The 16,177-nt window shown below is 46.4% G+C and carries 14 protein-coding genes and 1 pseudogene; 3 read left to right on the plus strand and 12 right to left on the minus strand.

The window, feature by feature from the left end:
* Positions 1-44 precede the first annotated feature (44 nt).
* The 8 genes from BAZ21_RS02000 to BAZ21_RS02035 form a co-directional block, all read right to left on the minus strand.
* Positions 45-1,796, minus strand: a complete 1,752-nt coding sequence (locus BAZ21_RS02000; protein ID WP_068496563.1) for a hypothetical protein — start codon at positions 1,794-1,796, stop codon at positions 45-47.
* Positions 1,797-1,830: 34 nt separating this feature from the next.
* On the minus strand, positions 1,831-2,793 hold the full coding sequence (locus BAZ21_RS02005; protein WP_068496566.1) for a sugar phosphate isomerase/epimerase family protein: 963 nt from the start codon (positions 2,791-2,793) through the stop codon (positions 1,831-1,833).
* Positions 2,790-3,662: a carbohydrate ABC transporter permease gene (locus BAZ21_RS02010; RefSeq protein ID WP_068496568.1), complete on the minus strand. Its 873-nt coding sequence runs from the start codon at positions 3,660-3,662 to the stop codon at positions 2,790-2,792. The genes BAZ21_RS02005 and BAZ21_RS02010 overlap by 4 nt, the downstream gene beginning before the upstream one ends.
* An 18-nt stretch (positions 3,663-3,680) precedes the next feature.
* On the minus strand, positions 3,681-4,583 hold the full coding sequence (locus BAZ21_RS02015) for an ABC transporter permease (RefSeq protein ID WP_068496570.1): 903 nt from the start codon (positions 4,581-4,583) through the stop codon (positions 3,681-3,683).
* A gap of 30 nt (positions 4,584-4,613) precedes the next feature.
* Entirely contained in the window at positions 4,614-6,221 is a 1,608-nt protein-coding gene (locus BAZ21_RS02020; protein WP_068496573.1) for an extracellular solute-binding protein, read from the minus strand.
* Between the two features lie 385 nt (positions 6,222-6,606).
* Positions 6,607-7,818 (minus strand): MFS transporter, encoded by a 1,212-nt coding sequence (locus tag BAZ21_RS02025; RefSeq protein ID WP_068496575.1) that lies wholly within the window; start codon positions 7,816-7,818, stop codon positions 6,607-6,609.
* A 19-nt stretch (positions 7,819-7,837) separates the two neighbouring features.
* Positions 7,838-8,869 (minus strand): ROK family protein, encoded by a 1,032-nt coding sequence (locus BAZ21_RS02030; protein ID WP_068496578.1) that lies wholly within the window; start codon positions 8,867-8,869, stop codon positions 7,838-7,840.
* A 178-nt stretch (positions 8,870-9,047) separates the two neighbouring features.
* Positions 9,048-11,318: a helix-turn-helix domain-containing protein gene (locus BAZ21_RS02035; RefSeq protein WP_256019364.1), complete on the minus strand. Its 2,271-nt coding sequence runs from the start codon at positions 11,316-11,318 to the stop codon at positions 9,048-9,050.
* A 611-nt stretch (positions 11,319-11,929) separates the two neighbouring features.
* On the opposite strand from BAZ21_RS02035, the gene BAZ21_RS27580 reads away from it, so the two are divergent.
* Together BAZ21_RS27580 and BAZ21_RS30160 are read left to right on the plus strand one after the other, a co-directional pair.
* A complete protein-coding gene (locus BAZ21_RS27580) occupies positions 11,930-12,199 on the plus strand; it encodes an IS3 family transposase (RefSeq protein ID WP_084011488.1) in 270 nt (89 codons plus the stop codon).
* Between the two features lie 16 nt (positions 12,200-12,215).
* Positions 12,216-12,683, plus strand: a complete 468-nt coding sequence (locus BAZ21_RS30160) for a DDE-type integrase/transposase/recombinase (protein ID WP_084011489.1) — start codon at positions 12,216-12,218, stop codon at positions 12,681-12,683.
* Between the two features lie 62 nt (positions 12,684-12,745).
* On the opposite strand, the gene BAZ21_RS02045 is transcribed toward BAZ21_RS30160, so the two are convergent.
* The 3 genes and pseudogenes from BAZ21_RS02045 to BAZ21_RS29345 all read right to left on the minus strand — a co-directional run.
* The gene (locus BAZ21_RS02045) at positions 12,746-13,153 is read right to left on the minus strand and encodes a hypothetical protein (protein ID WP_068496581.1); all 408 of its coding nucleotides are present in this window, start codon (positions 13,151-13,153) and stop codon (positions 12,746-12,748) included.
* Between the two features lie 25 nt (positions 13,154-13,178).
* Entirely contained in the window at positions 13,179-13,694 is a 516-nt protein-coding gene (locus BAZ21_RS02050) for a hypothetical protein (protein ID WP_068496583.1), read from the minus strand.
* Positions 13,695-13,826: 132 nt separating this feature from the next.
* Positions 13,827-14,091, minus strand: a pseudogene (locus BAZ21_RS29345) (NucA/NucB deoxyribonuclease domain-containing protein); the annotation flags it as partial.
* A gap of 57 nt (positions 14,092-14,148) precedes the next feature.
* Here BAZ21_RS29345 and BAZ21_RS30165 point away from each other — a divergent pair.
* The gene (locus BAZ21_RS30165; protein ID WP_373441504.1) at positions 14,149-14,490 is read left to right on the plus strand and encodes an excalibur calcium-binding domain-containing protein; all 342 of its coding nucleotides are present in this window, start codon (positions 14,149-14,151) and stop codon (positions 14,488-14,490) included.
* A 142-nt stretch (positions 14,491-14,632) separates the two neighbouring features.
* Here the strand turns inward: BAZ21_RS30165 and BAZ21_RS02060 are convergent, their stop codons facing one another.
* The gene (locus BAZ21_RS02060; protein ID WP_068496587.1) at positions 14,633-16,054 is read right to left on the minus strand and encodes a helix-turn-helix transcriptional regulator; all 1,422 of its coding nucleotides are present in this window, start codon (positions 16,052-16,054) and stop codon (positions 14,633-14,635) included.
* Between the last annotated feature and the right edge of the window lie 123 nt (positions 16,055-16,177).

The following is a 16,177-nucleotide window of genomic DNA, read 5'->3' on the forward strand; positions in this document are numbered from 1 at the left end:
CCGGGAATTGGCCATATCCCCGGAAAATAGATGCTCACTGTACTTCAGGCTTCACTCACAGGCAAAGGCGACAACCGAATGCTGATCGTCTTATCAAACGGCGCCATCCAGTTGACCAGCAACGTATAGCAATACATAGGGTGAGCAGCTCCCCGAACCGAAGTAGCCATATGCTCCATGGCTGTTCCCGTCAGTTCAAACCATGCATTCCCCGATTCATAACGTGCTGTGCCGCCAGTCCAGCATTGTACCGTTTCATTCACCTGCCTGTACTCTCCGCAAGTAAATCTTCCTTCACGTCCAAAAATAAAACTGATCTGGGTCATACAGTCCGCCGGACCCTCTGAGCGAAAACGCAGTCTCCATACATCTTCCTGACGATCCACATCGACCCGTATTTCATGCCGCTGTTCATGGGTTAGCGGACGTTTGTGATGCGGGAGCAGATACCATGGGCTGACTTCCTCCTGTGAAGTTGACGGCAGATCTGCAGCAGCTACAGGACCATAGTAGCCTTTGGCCTGCTGGCCTGACAACGTCCAGCCCGTTTCATAAGCTGTCAGCTCCTGCATCGGTACAAAACCGGGCGAGAAGTAGGAGGCGGCCTGTACTGCCAGCAGCCGTGCATCTCCATGCCGCAGTGACAGGAACGATGAAACCTCGGTCATCAGGGTCGCACTGGTGTCCTCCTGTCGATAGCGTACGACTGGAGCACCAAAGTCTGTATGCAGACGGCTATGATAGATTTGTTGATGATGCCCTGCCTCCTCCATCCGGCTCAGATAGTCTGCCCTTGGAAAGTCTCCATTCAGCAGCTTGTTATAGCTGACTGGTAATGAGGCTGGCGATACCTCGCGAGTTTGCAAACGCGGATCTAGCAAAAAGCGTACAGCCGCATTGATTGGAGCACCACCCGGATGATCCATGACTTGAATAGCGGCGACAGCCATCGCTTCGAATATGGCGTCTTCATCCTTGGTAGCCAGCATGGCATACGGAAGAAGATAGGAGGATAAGTTCAGTACCACACCGAAATCCTGTCTCCCTGAATACTCCGTGACCACTTCGCCATCCGGATGGACAAGATACACCATCATGTGCAAATTGCGACGCACTGGCTCCAGCAGCTTCGGATGCTTCAATAAACGGGCAGCATGAATCAGCATAATATCGCTGACGGCATTGTAAATCCCGTTGCTGCGCTCCGTCCATTCGCCATCCGGCGTCCCATCCAGCCCTTCGGCCAGCCATGCTTCGGCCCGCACAAGCGCCTCAGGCAAATCAAACAGCTCGTGCAGAAAGCCCAAGGCAGCACACAGTACCCAACGGTGGTTTGGCGTGTGGCAGCCTCCGGTCAGCATGACCGGGATCGTCCGCTCCAGAAACAAGCGAATCGCATCAGTCACCCGGCGCAGCTCCAGCCAGTCGTTCCCAGCTAACAGCTGATGGACCTGAGCGTAGCCCACAACCACGAACGCTGTATCCGGCGGCGAGTGAAAATTGGTCCAGCCTGGCGAAATAGAGCCGTCCTCATGCTGTACTCGCAGCATGTACTGCGCTGCCAGCTCCAGCCGGACAAGCACATCCTCATTCCGGTAGTAGACCGAATCCGGGTTGACAAGCGCGGCCGCCCAGATTGCCATCGCGGCAGGTGTACCGACCGAATGATTAGGCCAGGCGATCCCGTTCTCATCATCGGTCACCCCGCCGTAATAGCGGCTGTCGGCATCCAGCACCTGATGGTCCATGCCCGGTTTGACCCAGGCATCGTTGATCGCTACAATTCTACTGTACATACATCTCAACCCCTGTAATATGCATAATCATTCATTAGCCTTGCGGCTCAAGCTTCGCAATCTTGCCTGTCAGCAGCTCATGACTGCGTTCAATGTCTTCCGGCTGACAAGCTGCTTTCAGCTCATAGACCTTAATCGGGGCCTGGCGGATGATATTTACGAAACGATCAAAGAACTCCAGGTCACCACTATGAATAAAAGGGCACCAGTGATCGGATAATCCTATGGTTTCATGAATGTGAACACCCAGGATATAGTCGATCATTTCATTGGCTTCCTTGGCGTTATCGTACAATCCCATACGGTCCATGATCATACCGTGTCCAATGTCATACCACAGGTAGACAGGCGCCCCCTTCAAACCATCTATGATCCTCTTCGCCTCCTGCAAGGTAGGCATCTGATAGCAGCGTGAACGCGTTTCAATCCCAATGGCTACATCATATCCCTTGGAGGTAATGCGGTCGCACACCTCCTCCAAACTATCGCGAATACGCTGCGCATAATGTCCGCTCAGTGAATTCCGTCGCTCCAGCATTTGTGTCCACAGCGTTTGATATGCAGCCGAATCCCTGCCCTGCTCACGGTAAATACCAGCCAATTCCTCACTGATATCGTATGGAAATGGAACCTCGCCAGGATGCACAACCACTGCCTTCGCCCCGTAGCGATGCGCATATTCCGCAGATTGCACCAACAGCTCTATCGCGCGTTTTCGCTTCACCTCATCATCAAATCCGAGCAGAACGGAATCCGTGCCGTAATCCGGGTCTGGTGTATGAGGAAACGTATTATGCACACTCGATATGCCGATTTCTCCCCGTTCAATCATGGGCTCAATCGTCGTCAGCATTTCCCGGGTAATGTTATAATTCAGCTCCACCCGGCCAAAGCCCAGCTCGCGGATTTCCTCAATAAGCTCTCGGCCGACTGTATGCTTTTTAATATTCCAACAGGTGGAAAAGGAGTATTCCCCCTTCGCCTTCATTGTCATCATCCTTTCACCGCTCCGACCATCACGCCGCTAACAAAATACCTTTGCAGCCACGGATAAACGAGCAGAATCGGAACCGTAGCGAAAATGACACTCGCCGCCTTCAACCCTTCAGGCGTAATTCTTGCACCACTGGCTCCTTCCAGTCTGGTCAGCTCGGATACCATGTTATTTTGAATCATTTGATACAGCTTGAGCTGTAACGGAAATAAATCGGGGTTTTGAATATACATCAGCGTATCCTGAAATCCGTTCCAGCGTCCCACACCGTAAAACAGACTTAACGTCGCCAATACGGGCAGGGACAGCGGCAGTACAATCCGAATCAAGGTGCCGAATTGACTGGTGCCATCAATCTCCGCCGCTTCTCCCAAGCTTTCCGGAATCCCATTAAAGAAAGAAATCAGAATAATCAGATAAAACGGGCTGATCAGACCTGGTAAAATAAGAGACCACATATTATTCAACAAATGCAGATCGCGCACCAGAATGTACTCGGGAATGATGCCACCGCTGAAAAACATCGTCACCACAATGATAAACATCATGGTTTTGCGCCCCTTCAGGTTTTTCTTCGTTAAAGGATATGCCGCTATGACCGTCATCAGCATACTCAGCACTGTCGTGATCACTGTCAGCATAACCGTAAACCCGAGCGAACGGATCATGCTCATATCGGAAAAGACCTTTCCATATGCCTTCAAATTGAACTCAACTGGAAACAGAGTCACCTCCCCGGACGTAATCGCCCGGTTTGAACTGAAGGAAATGGACAAAATGTGAATAAACGGGGCCAGGCACAGCAGCACAGCCACAGCCACCAGCACAGTGGTTACGATATCAAAGGTGCGATTTGCAGTACGTTCACTCATCAGATGTCAGCAGCTCCTTTACATAATACTTTCATCCGTCAGCTTCTTGGATGCATAGTTAGCACCTAGCACAAAGATCAGACCAACCACGGCCTGAAACAGGCCAACCACCGTTGCCAGCGTATATTGCCCGGATTCCATCCCGATGCGATACACGAATGTGCTGAGCACATCGGAATAATCCCGAACTGCCACATTGCCAATCACATAAGGACGATCAAAGCCAATCGTGATCATATTGCCCAGATTGATGATAAGCAGCGTAGCAATGGTCGTTTTCATACCTGGAATCGTAATGTACCAAATTCTCTTCAAACGTCCTGCTCCATCTACCTCGGCAGCTTCAAACAATTCCCGGTTAATGCCGGTCAAGGCGGCTAGATACAAAATCGTTCCCCAGCCTGCGCTTTGCCACACACCTGTAAGCAGATATGTCAGCACCCAGTCATTTTTATCTGTCAAAAATGGAATCGCTTGAAAGCAGAGCGAGGTAAGTACATTGTTAATCATGCCGGACTGCGTACCAAACACCTGATACACAATCCCGCCGATAATGACCCACGAAATAAAATGGGGGATATACAATATCGTTTGCGACAGCTTTTTAAACCAGACCACTTTCATTTCATAGAGTAAAATCGCCAGGATTAAAGGGGCTGGAAAAGATACCAGCAGATCAAGCAAATTCAGCACGATAGTATTACGCAGCGTTCTATAAAAATCGTCCATACGGAATACTTCCCGAAACGCATCGAATCCGATCCACTCGCTTCCCGTAATCCCTTGAAAAAAGTTGAAATCCTTAAACGCAATTTGTACGCCCCACATCGGACCATATTTGAACACAATGAAGTAGGCCAGGGGCAGCACAAGCAACGCGTATAATTGCCAATATCTGCGGAAGTAAACGTTCCCTTTCATGCGCTGTCTCCTCCTTTACTTTCCGCCTTCTTACTTGCCCGTCATGGCCTTGTAGGCTTCAGTACGCTCATCGAGTATCGCCTGACCGCCGCTCACCATATAATCCTTTAATGATGCATCATAGACTGCATCAAACTGTGCCGGAGGTGCCATCACAGATTTGACGACCATTTCATCAAACTTATCCAGCAGTGAGTTGCTGTATTTGGACTCGGACTTAATCGGATGGTCAAATTTCACCGGAGGAACGGTATCTGTGCTGGATATATCCATGGCCTTGCGAACATCCTCCTGGAACTGGGAAGGCATGCCCAAAATAAAGGCTTCCTTGTTTTTCTTGTCATCCCCTGCAATCTTGCCGTTCGCAATAATGACCACATCACCCTGATTGTAGATACGGTCCTGCGCTTCTTGTGTCGGATTTTCCTTGGCAACCGGAATGCCGTTTTTCAACGTATAGTTCTCGCCTTCCACCCCGTTCTGCATATCACGCAACACCTTTTCGGAAGACATCCAGTCCAGATACTTGATCGCTTCAATCGCATGCTCACTGGATTTAGGCACCATAATGTAAAGGCCGTTGGACGCAAATTCCGGCTTGGCATGCTTGCCCTCACTGTTGGTGTACGGGTCCATTGGCGTCAGCTTGGCTTTGGGCTGGTTGGCCAACAGATTGGAATAAGCTGCATCGTTATAAAAAATGTTGTCATAATCTTCGCTAAAAAAGCCGGTATTGCCACTTTGAATATCCTGAAAGAGCTGTTTTTTGTCCTTATCCAGACCGAAATCCTTGCTGATCAGGTTTTCATTGTACAGCTTGTTCATAAACCGGACCCCATCCTTGAATCCGGGCAGCAGCGTCGGATAATCACGGGAACCCAGCTTTTGGGTCAGCGTATATTTCTGCTCATCCGTTACCGGCTTAACAAAAGACCACAGCAGCGGATCATATTGCCCAGGCTCCATCGTCATCCCCATTGGAACGACCTTGCCCCCCGTCTTGCCGGGATCTTTTTCCTTAAACGCTTTTAACGTGTTATATAGCTCATCTGTCGTTTGAGGGACAGGCATTTTCAGCGTATCAAGCCAATCCTGCCGTATAAAAGAAGAGTATTTTCCTAAAATCGTGCGTTTGCCCGGAATAGCGAACTGCTTGCCCTCCACCTGTCCGTAGCTCAGCGTATCCTCACCAAGAAACTTTTTGAGATTGGGACCATACTCATCCAGCAGTGGGGTTAAGTCCGTCAGGCCACCTTGCTCCGCGTACCGTTCAAAGGTGCCGGAATCATAAGTAAATACAATATCAGGTACATCGCCGCCGCTGGCCATCAGGACATTCAGCTTGGTGACCTCTTCCGAGCGCTGAACGGGCACGTATGTTAAATCAATGTTATTGGGTTTGCCAAAGTTTTCTTTTGCATAACGGGTCAAATAGCTGTCAGTAATGGTATAGCCTTGAGGTGTGTTGCCTCTGTCAAAAATTTCAACCTTCAATGAACCACCCTTGTCTCCGGCAGCGGTCGAACTCTTGTCCGCCTCACCTGACGAGCACCCACTCAGTACAACCGACAGTGCAACTGTAGCTGCAAGCAGCAGACGCAGCTTCTTCAATGATCCTCCAGCCTTACTTCTTCTCATTCCTGGACACCCCTTTGTCTGCTTTTTCCCGTTCGTCGCCTCTTCTTATGGATGAGGTACGGCATATCATGCATTGCATGAGTCTGTTTCTTTGGTTCGGGATGTGCCTTAGTATGACATGACCGCAGGAAAACTGACAATAAACTAGTTTCCCGAGCATAAACCGTTTAATTGAAAGCGGTTACTGAATATGATAAAACGCTTACTTTTATATAAAACCACTGTTTTCCTGTGAATAAACCATTTTCATTGTTCGATTCGTGTGAGATATAATTCCATGTGAAGTGGCTTAAAAGTTGTTTTTGCAAAAAAAAGAGCACCCCACCCTCATCGGATGCGATGCCCTCTCTGTATTTCACAAAGCTTCAACGATGTACGAAGCTCGCTATTCCTGCTGTGAAATCTCTGACGGGAGACTCATGGATAACTTGCGTACCTTTCCTGTTTTCCCATCCTTACGACTGCGTGATACATACACCATCATTAGCGCACCTAAGGTCGCGCTGATCATACACGCCAAATTCATGAGCTGCGGCCCTCCGGCATGAAGAAGAAACCCATTTAACAAATTGCCTACAATCCCTGCCAGTCCGGCAAACACCATATTGAACACGCTTTGTCCGGTCGCCTGCATATCCTTTTCAGTAACATGCGATACATATTCAACCGCTGCAATGTAGAAGAATCCGAACGATAGCCCGTGCAGCACCTGTACAGCGATCATAACGGCAGGATCGGGAAAGGCCCACTGAATTCCCCAGCGGAACATATAAGCGACGGCCCCTAGCAATAGGGTCCTCTCCAACCCGATTTTTCGAATCACCCGTGAAGCGAGCAGCATAGAAGGGACGTTCGTAATGGAGGCGACCAGTAGAGCAATCCCGACTAAACCCGGAAGTCCTCCTGACATTTTAAAGGCCAGTACAAAATAGGTATTGAATGCAGTCAATGTCTGATTCACCAAAAAGCTGCCGCCCAAAAATATTAAAAATGTCCTGTTGCGGAGCAATTGACCAATCCCGTCCGAAAGTGATTTGCGCAGTACGAGATCTTCTTCCGTTTTTTTCGGCAGCGTCAGCGCCGTCAAGGCCGCAAGGCTGTTCAGCACCAAAAAAGGCACCCAGAGCATCGTCACAGATAAAAGGGACACAAACAATCCCCCGGCGTAGCCACCCACCGCATTGCCTATACTCGCCATAAATCGTATGCTGCCGTAGGTTGTGCCTGCCTTTTTAGCCGCCACAATCGCATAGGAATCCGCAATCGGTGCCTGTGTTGCCGTAAATATGGCCATGATGGAATAAACTAAAGCCATCAGCACAAAATGCTCTGACTGATAGCATACGGCCATAACTCCTGGGACGGCTACACTCAAAATGAGAACCAGTCGCATTTGACGATATTGATCCACAATAATTCCCCATATCGGCTGAACCAGTATGGATATGAGCGTACCGATCGCCATCAAAACACCAACGCTGCTGCTCGTCAACCCATTCTGAACCAGCAGCAGGGTCAAATAAGGGTTAAACATGCCCCCTGCCAAACCAATAAACAAATAGAAGCTACGCAGCTTCAGCATTTGTGAGCCAACCATCTGGAAACCTCCCTGTTGTTTAGCGTACCGCGCTGCCCAGAATTGTCGCCAGACCTCCGATGGCCCCGGCTTCATTACCCAGCTCAGCAGGTACAATGGTGCAAGGAATGTCCGTCCATAAGGCTACTCTTTGCCGAATTTCATCCAAATAATACGTGTTGTCTTCTGCCACTCCACCACCTATAACGATCATTTCCGGGTTCAGCAGGCTGATCACATTCGTTAAAGCCATCGCCATATGCGCCAGCGCAGGCTCCAAAATCGTCTGTGCTTCAATATCCCCTTCAGCCGCCGCTTGTAAAACATGGCGAGCCCCGACCTTGTCCCTGTCTCCCTCCGCCAGCCGAATCATATGCATACCAGGTATGCCGAATGCGAGCGCCGATTTTACACTGCGTGTAATCGCTGTACCTGATGTTAAAGATTCGAACACACCAAACTCGTCTGTCCCTTTCTGTTCTGCCGCTTGCCGTGCTTGTTCCTCGCCTGCAATCCAGTACGCCATTTCTCCAGCTCCGCCTGCGGCACCCTTGTATAGTTCCCCATTTAAAATAAGGCCACTACCAATGCCTGTCCCTACCGTTACCATCATGACATGGCGTAATCCCCGGGCTGCCCCCAGCCATTGTTCTCCGAGCGCAGCCATGTTCACATCATTATCAAGCACCAGGCGACCGCTATATCGCTGTGCAATGATAGACCGTATATTTTCATGCATACTATCTTCAGAACTCCATTGAATCGCTGGAGCGTGAGTGATCGTTCCGCTATCGTTATCCACCATGCCAGGAAAGCCGATGCCAATACCTTTCAACTGTTCCAGTGACAGCCCTGCCTGTTCCAGACAATACTCCAGTTCTCCGAACAGACGCTCAAAGAAAAAATGAGCATTCTTCGTATGCACTGTCGGGAACTTATGTCTTACCACCACTTGCCTTTCCGCTGTGCCAATACAGATCAGTGTCTTTGTCCCGCCAACATCAATGCCTCCGGCCCAGCCGGAAACCTTCGGCTCATCCCTGTGTTGCTTTTGTACAAATATGTCCGCCATAGCCATCCTCCGTCATTCCGGTTCGCCATTATACCTGCCAATCTATCGGCCATTGACGCCCTGTAGGTTCAAGATATGGACATAAGTATGGCATTTGCATCCCTCTACCGCAATAAACTAAATTCCGCTCCATAAACCGACTCCTTCCACCCGACATTTAAGCAAAAAAGGCGAGCGCCTATAGCGCTCCCCCTGCTAATGAATCCTCCGGTTTTAATCTCAGCTTGCGATAATCTCCTGGCGTTACGCCAACGACACGCTTAAAAACCCGCCCAAAGGTAATTGAATTGGCATAACCAACCTGTGTCGCAATATGCTGAACCGTCTCCGTGGTGTTACACAGCATTTGCTGCGCGTGGTTCATACGAAGCCGTGTCAAAAAATCAACGAATTTCATGTCAAATTCGGTTTTAAACAGATGACTGGCATATTTGGGCGACACATCAAAACGCTCACTCAAATGATTTAATGACAAATCCGGATTCGTATAATGCTCTTCTATATATTGCTTCATCTCGCTGACCATGGCCCGATAGCTTTTGGTTTCACTGGCTGCAACATAAGTCCGATATACCGTGGTCATATGCTCCAGCATTAGCGTATGCATCATAGCCAATGAAGAAGCCGTTTCAACCTCAGTTTTCCATCGCTGTCCCTCCGCCCCGTTAAAATAACGATCCAGTGCGCCCGATACATCCTTCATTTCGCGCATTTCCCGTTCCAGCAGCTCCTGTAGCCACCGCACTACCGTTAAAATATCCCCATCCTTCAGCTTATCCGTTTCCATCGCCCCGAATAGTCCTTCCAGCTGTATACGCCAATCATGGTTTGCCAGTCGAAAAGAACGAATCGTCTCCGAAATCAGCGGCAGATACGAATACAACGGGATTTCACTAGCCCGCGGAACCTGATCACTGGTCACAATATCGCGTACCCCGAGCGTTAACCGATACCGCAGAGCAGAAACAGCGGCCCGATAGGAATCCTGAATATGCTCCAACTCGTGAGTTTGGCCGCCAATTCCAATTGTAAGCTGTACACCCAGATGGCCCTGCAGCCACTCACAGCCCGTTTGCGCCATCTCTTGCAGCTTCGCCCCCAGCAGCCCCTCCCCATCGCCTTCCTCTTTCCGCAGCAAAATGGAGATTCTTTCACGGCTCATCCATTCTGCCCAGCCCTGCCATCCATAGGTGGCTGCAAGCTCCTGTATCACACCAAGCAGCGACAGACTCAAACGTTGATCTTCATCTTCATCTCCATGCTCCTCCGAATGTCCGCTACCGGTTGATTTCCCGTCCGCTGTCTGCGGCAGGTCCAGATCGTGCAGCTCTACCACCATAACAGTGTAGATTGGAGAAGCCTCCCCCTTCCCTGCATCTGCAAAAGGAGAAAGATGATCCAGCCGGAATTCTACCGTTTCGGCGGCTGTACCTTCCATAAGATCAAGGAACAGCTGCCGTCGCCGAATGAGTATATTCGCATGCTCCTGCTGTTCATAATCAACCGTTTGCCGAATCAGACTTTGCAGCGCATGATCAATCATCCACAGCTCATCCTTATTGTTTTCCTCACCGGGACGGCCTGGCAGTTGCTGGATACGCTGCATCATCAACTGAATTGGCCTGTAATTTCTGCGGGTCACATAAATAATGTAGACCACCGCCAATATAACCACCGCCAATCCGACCGCAATCCAGACGTAAGAGATCACAGACACCCATTCGAACAATTGCCCGGCACGAATGCCGCTATCAAAGCTCCATCCCAGCCGGGGGGAGAGCAGCTGAGTCAGCTGCTGCCCGTCCTCTGCTTTTACAGCATCCTTGGTACCGGATGCAGCCGGATAAATCGCCTGTCCGCTGCCATCATGAATCACCAGATAGGAAACGGCCGGGTTCGTCATTTGAGCGATCATTTGCTCCAACGGATACACACCAATATTGATCACCAGCAGTCCTTGTCCCCCAAACGGCAAGGGGAGCCTCTTATGCATTGAAATCACACGTTCTGATGTATGCTTGCCCGGCTCCTTCCATTCCCGCACAGGCGACCACTGCCGATCCTCCGACCGGAGCGCCTGCTCAATGTACGGATAATCGACAAAGGCCGAAGCATCCTGAAGACCACTCATGGTTAATACCTTATGATCCTTCGTTCGGTAAATATAAATAGAGTGTACCAGCTCATGATTATCCTTCAGCGTACGCAGGCTCCCTACCAGCTCATATAACATCATGCTGCCGCTTTGAGCTTGTCCGTTCAGGAAAGTGCTGTAGCTCTTGTTCGTCTCAGCCTCGTTTAAAACGTCCATTTCTACCTTCGTCAGTGAATTTTCCACACTGTCCATCACAAATCCGGTCGTGATCCGATTCGCTTTGCTGGTTTCATTGCGCGATATCTCGTTCACGATCAGGAAGGATAAGAAAATGAGAATCGACACTGTCAACATGAAAATTGGGAAATAGGAAAAAAGCAATTTCCTGTACCAGCTCTTTCGCATCATTTTTCCCCCTTGCCGCCTAATGCTTTCACGACCCTCTCTATAGAGTTCATTCAACAATAAGCATACTTATGATGTCAGTTTTAATACACTCTCGATTATACTTTGAACCTATTCTACCAAATTCAGATACCAAATAGATAGAATTCTTACAAATTATCCGTTAACAATTCACTTTCAAGTCGTTTATTGTTATATATATTAACATAATGAAAACGCTGTACATATCATGAGAGAGTGAGAGTAGAATCTAGTATCAGAATAGATTTGTGGAATAGCTCTAAGTTTTATATTTAATATAGATGTACTTGAGGGAGGGCTGTCTGAGAACGAAGCAGCGCGGAAGTATGGGATGAACCATGTAACGGTTAATGAATGGGTAGCAGCATACTCAAGCATGGGGCTGCGGGATTAATCACAAAGGGAACACACAGGACTTTTACTGGAGAACAAAAGCAATACATATTAGAAGATATGCATGAGAATCGGTTGAGTTATAAACCTGCGGCTAAAATGAAAGTGCTGTAGACGAGCTGATTAAGGAAAACCAACGCCTTCGTATGGAGGTATCGTACCTAAAAAAATGGAATGCCTTAGTTCAGAAAAAAAACTCAGGCATTCCTCAAAGCACTTACTACTATCACGTGAAAAAGTGGAACAAGCCTGATAAGTACGCCGATGTAAAAACAGAAATGAGGCGTTTATTTAATGATGAATTAAAATGTCGAGCAGGATACCGAACTATGACCAGGGAGATCCGCAAAACGACTCCAATCAATCATAAGACAGTTCAGCGCTTAATGAAGGAGTTAGGGCTTCTGGGTTACTGATGTCACAGAATTCCACTTGTTTGGACAAAAGATATATCTGTCTCCGATTATGGATCTGTATAACCGTGAAATCATCAGCTATACCATATTTAGAAGACCGACTCTCTCTATGGTCACAGAGATGCTCGAAAAAGCCTTAGAGAAGCTACCAGAGCAACACAACCTCATCCTGCACTCTGATCAAGGGTGGCAATATCAACAGAAACGCTACCAGTATATGCTCTCCGAAAGAGGAGTCGCACAAAGTATATCACGCAGAGAAAACTGCCTGGACAACTCCGTGATAGAGAATTTCTTTGGGATCTTAAAGACGGAACTTCTATATATTCAAGAATTTGAATCCATCGAACACTTCATTCAGGAATTAGATCAATATATACATTATTACAAACCATCGAAGAACCAAGCAAAAGCTCAGAGGACTGTCGCCGGTAGAATACCGCATCCAGTCCTCTGTAGCAGCCTAAGTCTGTCCTGTGTCTAACTTTTTGGGGTCAGTTCACAGATCAGTGGGGCTTTCTTACCTATTCCGTTTAGAATCCATAGCTAACCAAGTAGTTTTTCCTTCAGTTCAACACTCCTATTACTCTCGGCCAGCTTTTCAAGCACTTCTCGAGCATCCCACTCATGAATTGGATGCTCTCTAAGTTGATAATCTTTTATAAGTTTTTCAAACACCTCGTAACTCAACTCAAAGTCATTAACTTTGAAATGTTCTTCAAAGTTTTTAGTGATTTTTTGAACATCGGGTTTGCTTTGATCAGGATGTAATCGTATGTTAAATAACATGCAAAGATTCGCTATAAAATGTTGATCTTCCCGACTAAGCTCTTTTTCAGCACACCATTTATCATATGGTGACAATTCATCTTCTGCTAAACGCAACAATACAGTTTTCCATTCAAGCAAAATATTTATACGTTTCTCAAGCTGGGTTAAATTCGGGTTTTCCATGATGCACCTCTTTATTTTCAGATCATTAAAGTATTACTTTGCTACCATAATAAATCAACCACTCAACAACCATCCCTACTCCTTCCGCGATTCCTTTACCAACATACCCTCTCAATTCCTGAACGATTGCAGACCTTGCGCCTGCGGCTATTTCAGCAGTAGTCAATTCTACAGCTCCTAAATATCTTTCAAGAACACCAAAAACTTTATTGTTATATTTGATAACAGCCGCCACTGTCTCTGTATCAAAAAATTTTTCCAGAGTCCAGCGCGACACCGGGTTATCGATAACATATCTTAATGCTTTAATAGCAGTTTCTACAGCCTTAACTTTTACACCCTGGGTACTAACTTCTCCATCAGGCTGTACAGTAGGAGCAGGCGGAGTTACAGCATTAGCATCTATTGTTGGTGTTGTTCCGTATGTAGTAGCAGTTACTGAAGATGATTCTGCAAATGCCGCGAAAGGCGTTATAACTGAGAACAATAAAGCAGTTGCCATTGAACTTAAAACAGTTTTTTTCGCTAATTTCCATTTCATTCACATATTCCTCCAATATTTATATTTACAACAATATAATACAGAAAAGCGAATGTCGAAGTAAGGGGAAACTTGTCCTGCTAAAAAAAGAATCTACCAGCTTTACACCAGTAGATTCTTCATTTTTGTCTTTTATTTAACGATAAATTTAACCTTTGTGCCATCTGCACAGTCGTCCAGCTTATGACCTACCCACGAACCTGCCCCACGATTATCCTTTGGATTTATGTACTTAATATCTGCACACATTGCCATAGGCCATTCATAGTGATCTTTACCCTTGCGTGTGGGCACGCCTTTAAGAGACAACTCACGGTTATGATCGGCTCCCTCGCGGTCTATAAGTGCATACAGATGAGTGTCCGGCTGCTAGGGCCTCTTTAATGTGCTGATTTGTAAATGATTATAGAAAAATATTCCTAGTTTTGATAGTCTATATTCAAAACAATAAAGCGTGGATGAATATGTGGCTTATTTGGACATTGCTTATAGTTTTAGCAGTAGTTTTGTTATAGGATCAATGTTGGGTCACAGAGACACACGGCACAAACAATTCCCTAACTACATAACACCCACTTTAATGCTATTTATGAGTTTGGGAATTTTATATTTATTTATCATCCGTAGTGATCCAGAAACAATTATTAATACAGATTCAGAATATGAAGAGGATAATGTTTACTACCAGAACTGCGAAGCAGTACGTAGTACAGGAGAAGACCCTTTGTATGCTGACGAACCTGGCTATCGTCCAGCTTTAGATCGGGATAATGATGGAGTAACCTGTGAAAAATAACCGTTGAAAACAAAAAAGCTCTGCCGACCAATTAAGATTAGCAGAGCTTTTGTTTTAGAATCCTCCTATTGGATCATGGAGTTCCTGATGACCATATGAGTGACCATATGACTGAATAGGTACTGTACCAATAAACAAAAAGCTAACTACGGCGGCTAGAAGGAATATTTTTCTTAGCATTGTTTAACCACACCTTTTCAATAAATTTTGAGAATTTTTCTTTTGCTTCGGGAACTACATAGGCGCGAAAATGCTCAAACATCCCTATACAATTTATATAATAAGTCTCATTATTCAGTGTATGATAATTTTCTATTGAATACATCAAGTATTTGAACCCATCGTTATACATCCCTCGATACAAATAATAATAAGCCAGTTCATAACTCAATCGTGCAAACTGTTCTGGAATAACTTGATTTGTATATATGTCATATGATGGCTCACCCTGTTGCATAAAAGAGTCAATAACAATTTCAAAACGTTTGATTACATGATCCACGTCTAGCTGATACTGGTTAGCAGCAAACATTAAGTTCAGAAGCATAGTAACCAATTCTTTGTCAGTCTCATTGGTTGCTGCAGCTATATATTCAATATAATCGTTAAGCACATTTATATCGCCTGATAAAAGCTTATAGTAGTAAATATTACCTTCAGACCAGTGCTTGAACAAATTAACCCAATGTTGGGTTTCTTCGTCCTCCTCTAAGACCCAATCCAAATCCGTATAGGCGTATGTATATTGTAAAGCTTGTTGATAATCGCCTTGAGCCTCCGAGACACCTGTTAACAACAAGTCAGCATACGCAATGTATCCAAATAACGCCCCCCTGGTTTCCTTTTCATGCTCCCTGATCTTTCGATTCTTCTGTTGATGCCTCATGGAATATTGTACTTCCGCTTTTCCTCTCATTTTTCTCGCTGCTTCATCAACCTTGTCCCATTTACGCATAGACCTATATATATTAGCCAAATCCTTTAATGCATCAAGCTGGTCTATTTCATCCAGGCGCTCAACAAAAACTTCAAATACCGTTGCTGCCCTGAGATTTTGGCTTTGATCATCTCCAACCTGAATAGTGAATATACGATATTGACAGACTGCCAAGCGCTCAGAGTGCTGGTACTTCTCCGTTTGTGCTACATTCTCATATAACAGCAGCGCCGCTTCATGTCGTCCCTCTGCGAATAGGTTTTCCGCAATATCAAATAGTTTGGGCGAATAGAGTAGATTGTCCATGATGGCTCCCACCACTTTGCGGATCGTATCCAACTTGTTCAACTCCACACAACGATACAAAAATGGCTCGATTCGCCTCATATTCGGGGGTACGTCTATGATGTAGTTTTCTATGAACAAGTCGTAAAAGTGGCCTTCCGGTAAACCCATACCCTCAGTAATTCGGTCAAGCTGGTTTACAGACATAGACTTATTTCCTGTCACAATACTACTTACTATTCCCCGATTCATCCCTGCAATATGTCCAAATTGTATTAGACTCAATCCCTCTTGTTTGAGGTATCTGTCTAATTCCGCCCGAATCGTAGGTGTTTGCTTCATGCCATAGCCACCTTCCGCATAAATATTCCATAATTTTTAAAAACACACTTCATTTTTCACCAAAATTAACCATCTGTCAATATACTATGCAACTAATATAAGTATTCAATTTTTGGCATAAAA

It is taken from the genome of Paenibacillus kribbensis (assembly GCF_001705305.1).
In the GTDB taxonomy this organism is placed as follows: domain Bacteria; phylum Bacillota; class Bacilli; order Paenibacillales; family Paenibacillaceae; genus Paenibacillus; species Paenibacillus kribbensis_B.

Coding starts and splice junctions, on each gene's coding strand:
- BAZ21_RS02025 (WP_068496575.1), bottom strand. CDS start 7,818: ATGGTTGGCTCACAAATGCTGAAGCTGCGTAGCTTCTATTTGTTTATT.
- BAZ21_RS02015 (WP_068496570.1), bottom strand. CDS start 4,583: ATGAAAGGGAACGTTTACTTCCGCAGATATTGGCAATTATACGCGTTG.
- BAZ21_RS27580 (WP_084011488.1), top strand. CDS start 11,930: ATGGAGGTATCGTACCTAAAAAAATGGAATGCCTTAGTTCAGAAAAAA.
- BAZ21_RS02020 (WP_068496573.1), bottom strand. CDS start 6,221: ATGAGAAGAAGTAAGGCTGGAGGATCATTGAAGAAGCTGCGTCTGCTG.
- BAZ21_RS02035 (WP_256019364.1), bottom strand. CDS start 11,318: ATGTTGACAGTGTCGATTCTCATTTTCTTATCCTTCCTGATCGTGAAC.
- BAZ21_RS02045 (WP_068496581.1), bottom strand. CDS start 13,153: ATGGAAAACCCGAATTTAACCCAGCTTGAGAAACGTATAAATATTTTG.
- BAZ21_RS02005 (WP_068496566.1), bottom strand. CDS start 2,793: ATGATGACAATGAAGGCGAAGGGGGAATACTCCTTTTCCACCTGTTGG.
- BAZ21_RS02050 (WP_068496583.1), bottom strand. CDS start 13,694: ATGAAATGGAAATTAGCGAAAAAAACTGTTTTAAGTTCAATGGCAACT.
- BAZ21_RS02000 (WP_068496563.1), bottom strand. CDS start 1,796: ATGTACAGTAGAATTGTAGCGATCAACGATGCCTGGGTCAAACCGGGC.
- BAZ21_RS02010 (WP_068496568.1), bottom strand. CDS start 3,662: ATGAGTGAACGTACTGCAAATCGCACCTTTGATATCGTAACCACTGTG.
- BAZ21_RS02060 (WP_068496587.1), bottom strand. CDS start 16,054: ATGAAGCAAACACCTACGATTCGGGCGGAATTAGACAGATACCTCAAA.
- BAZ21_RS02030 (WP_068496578.1), bottom strand. CDS start 8,869: ATGGCGGACATATTTGTACAAAAGCAACACAGGGATGAGCCGAAGGTT.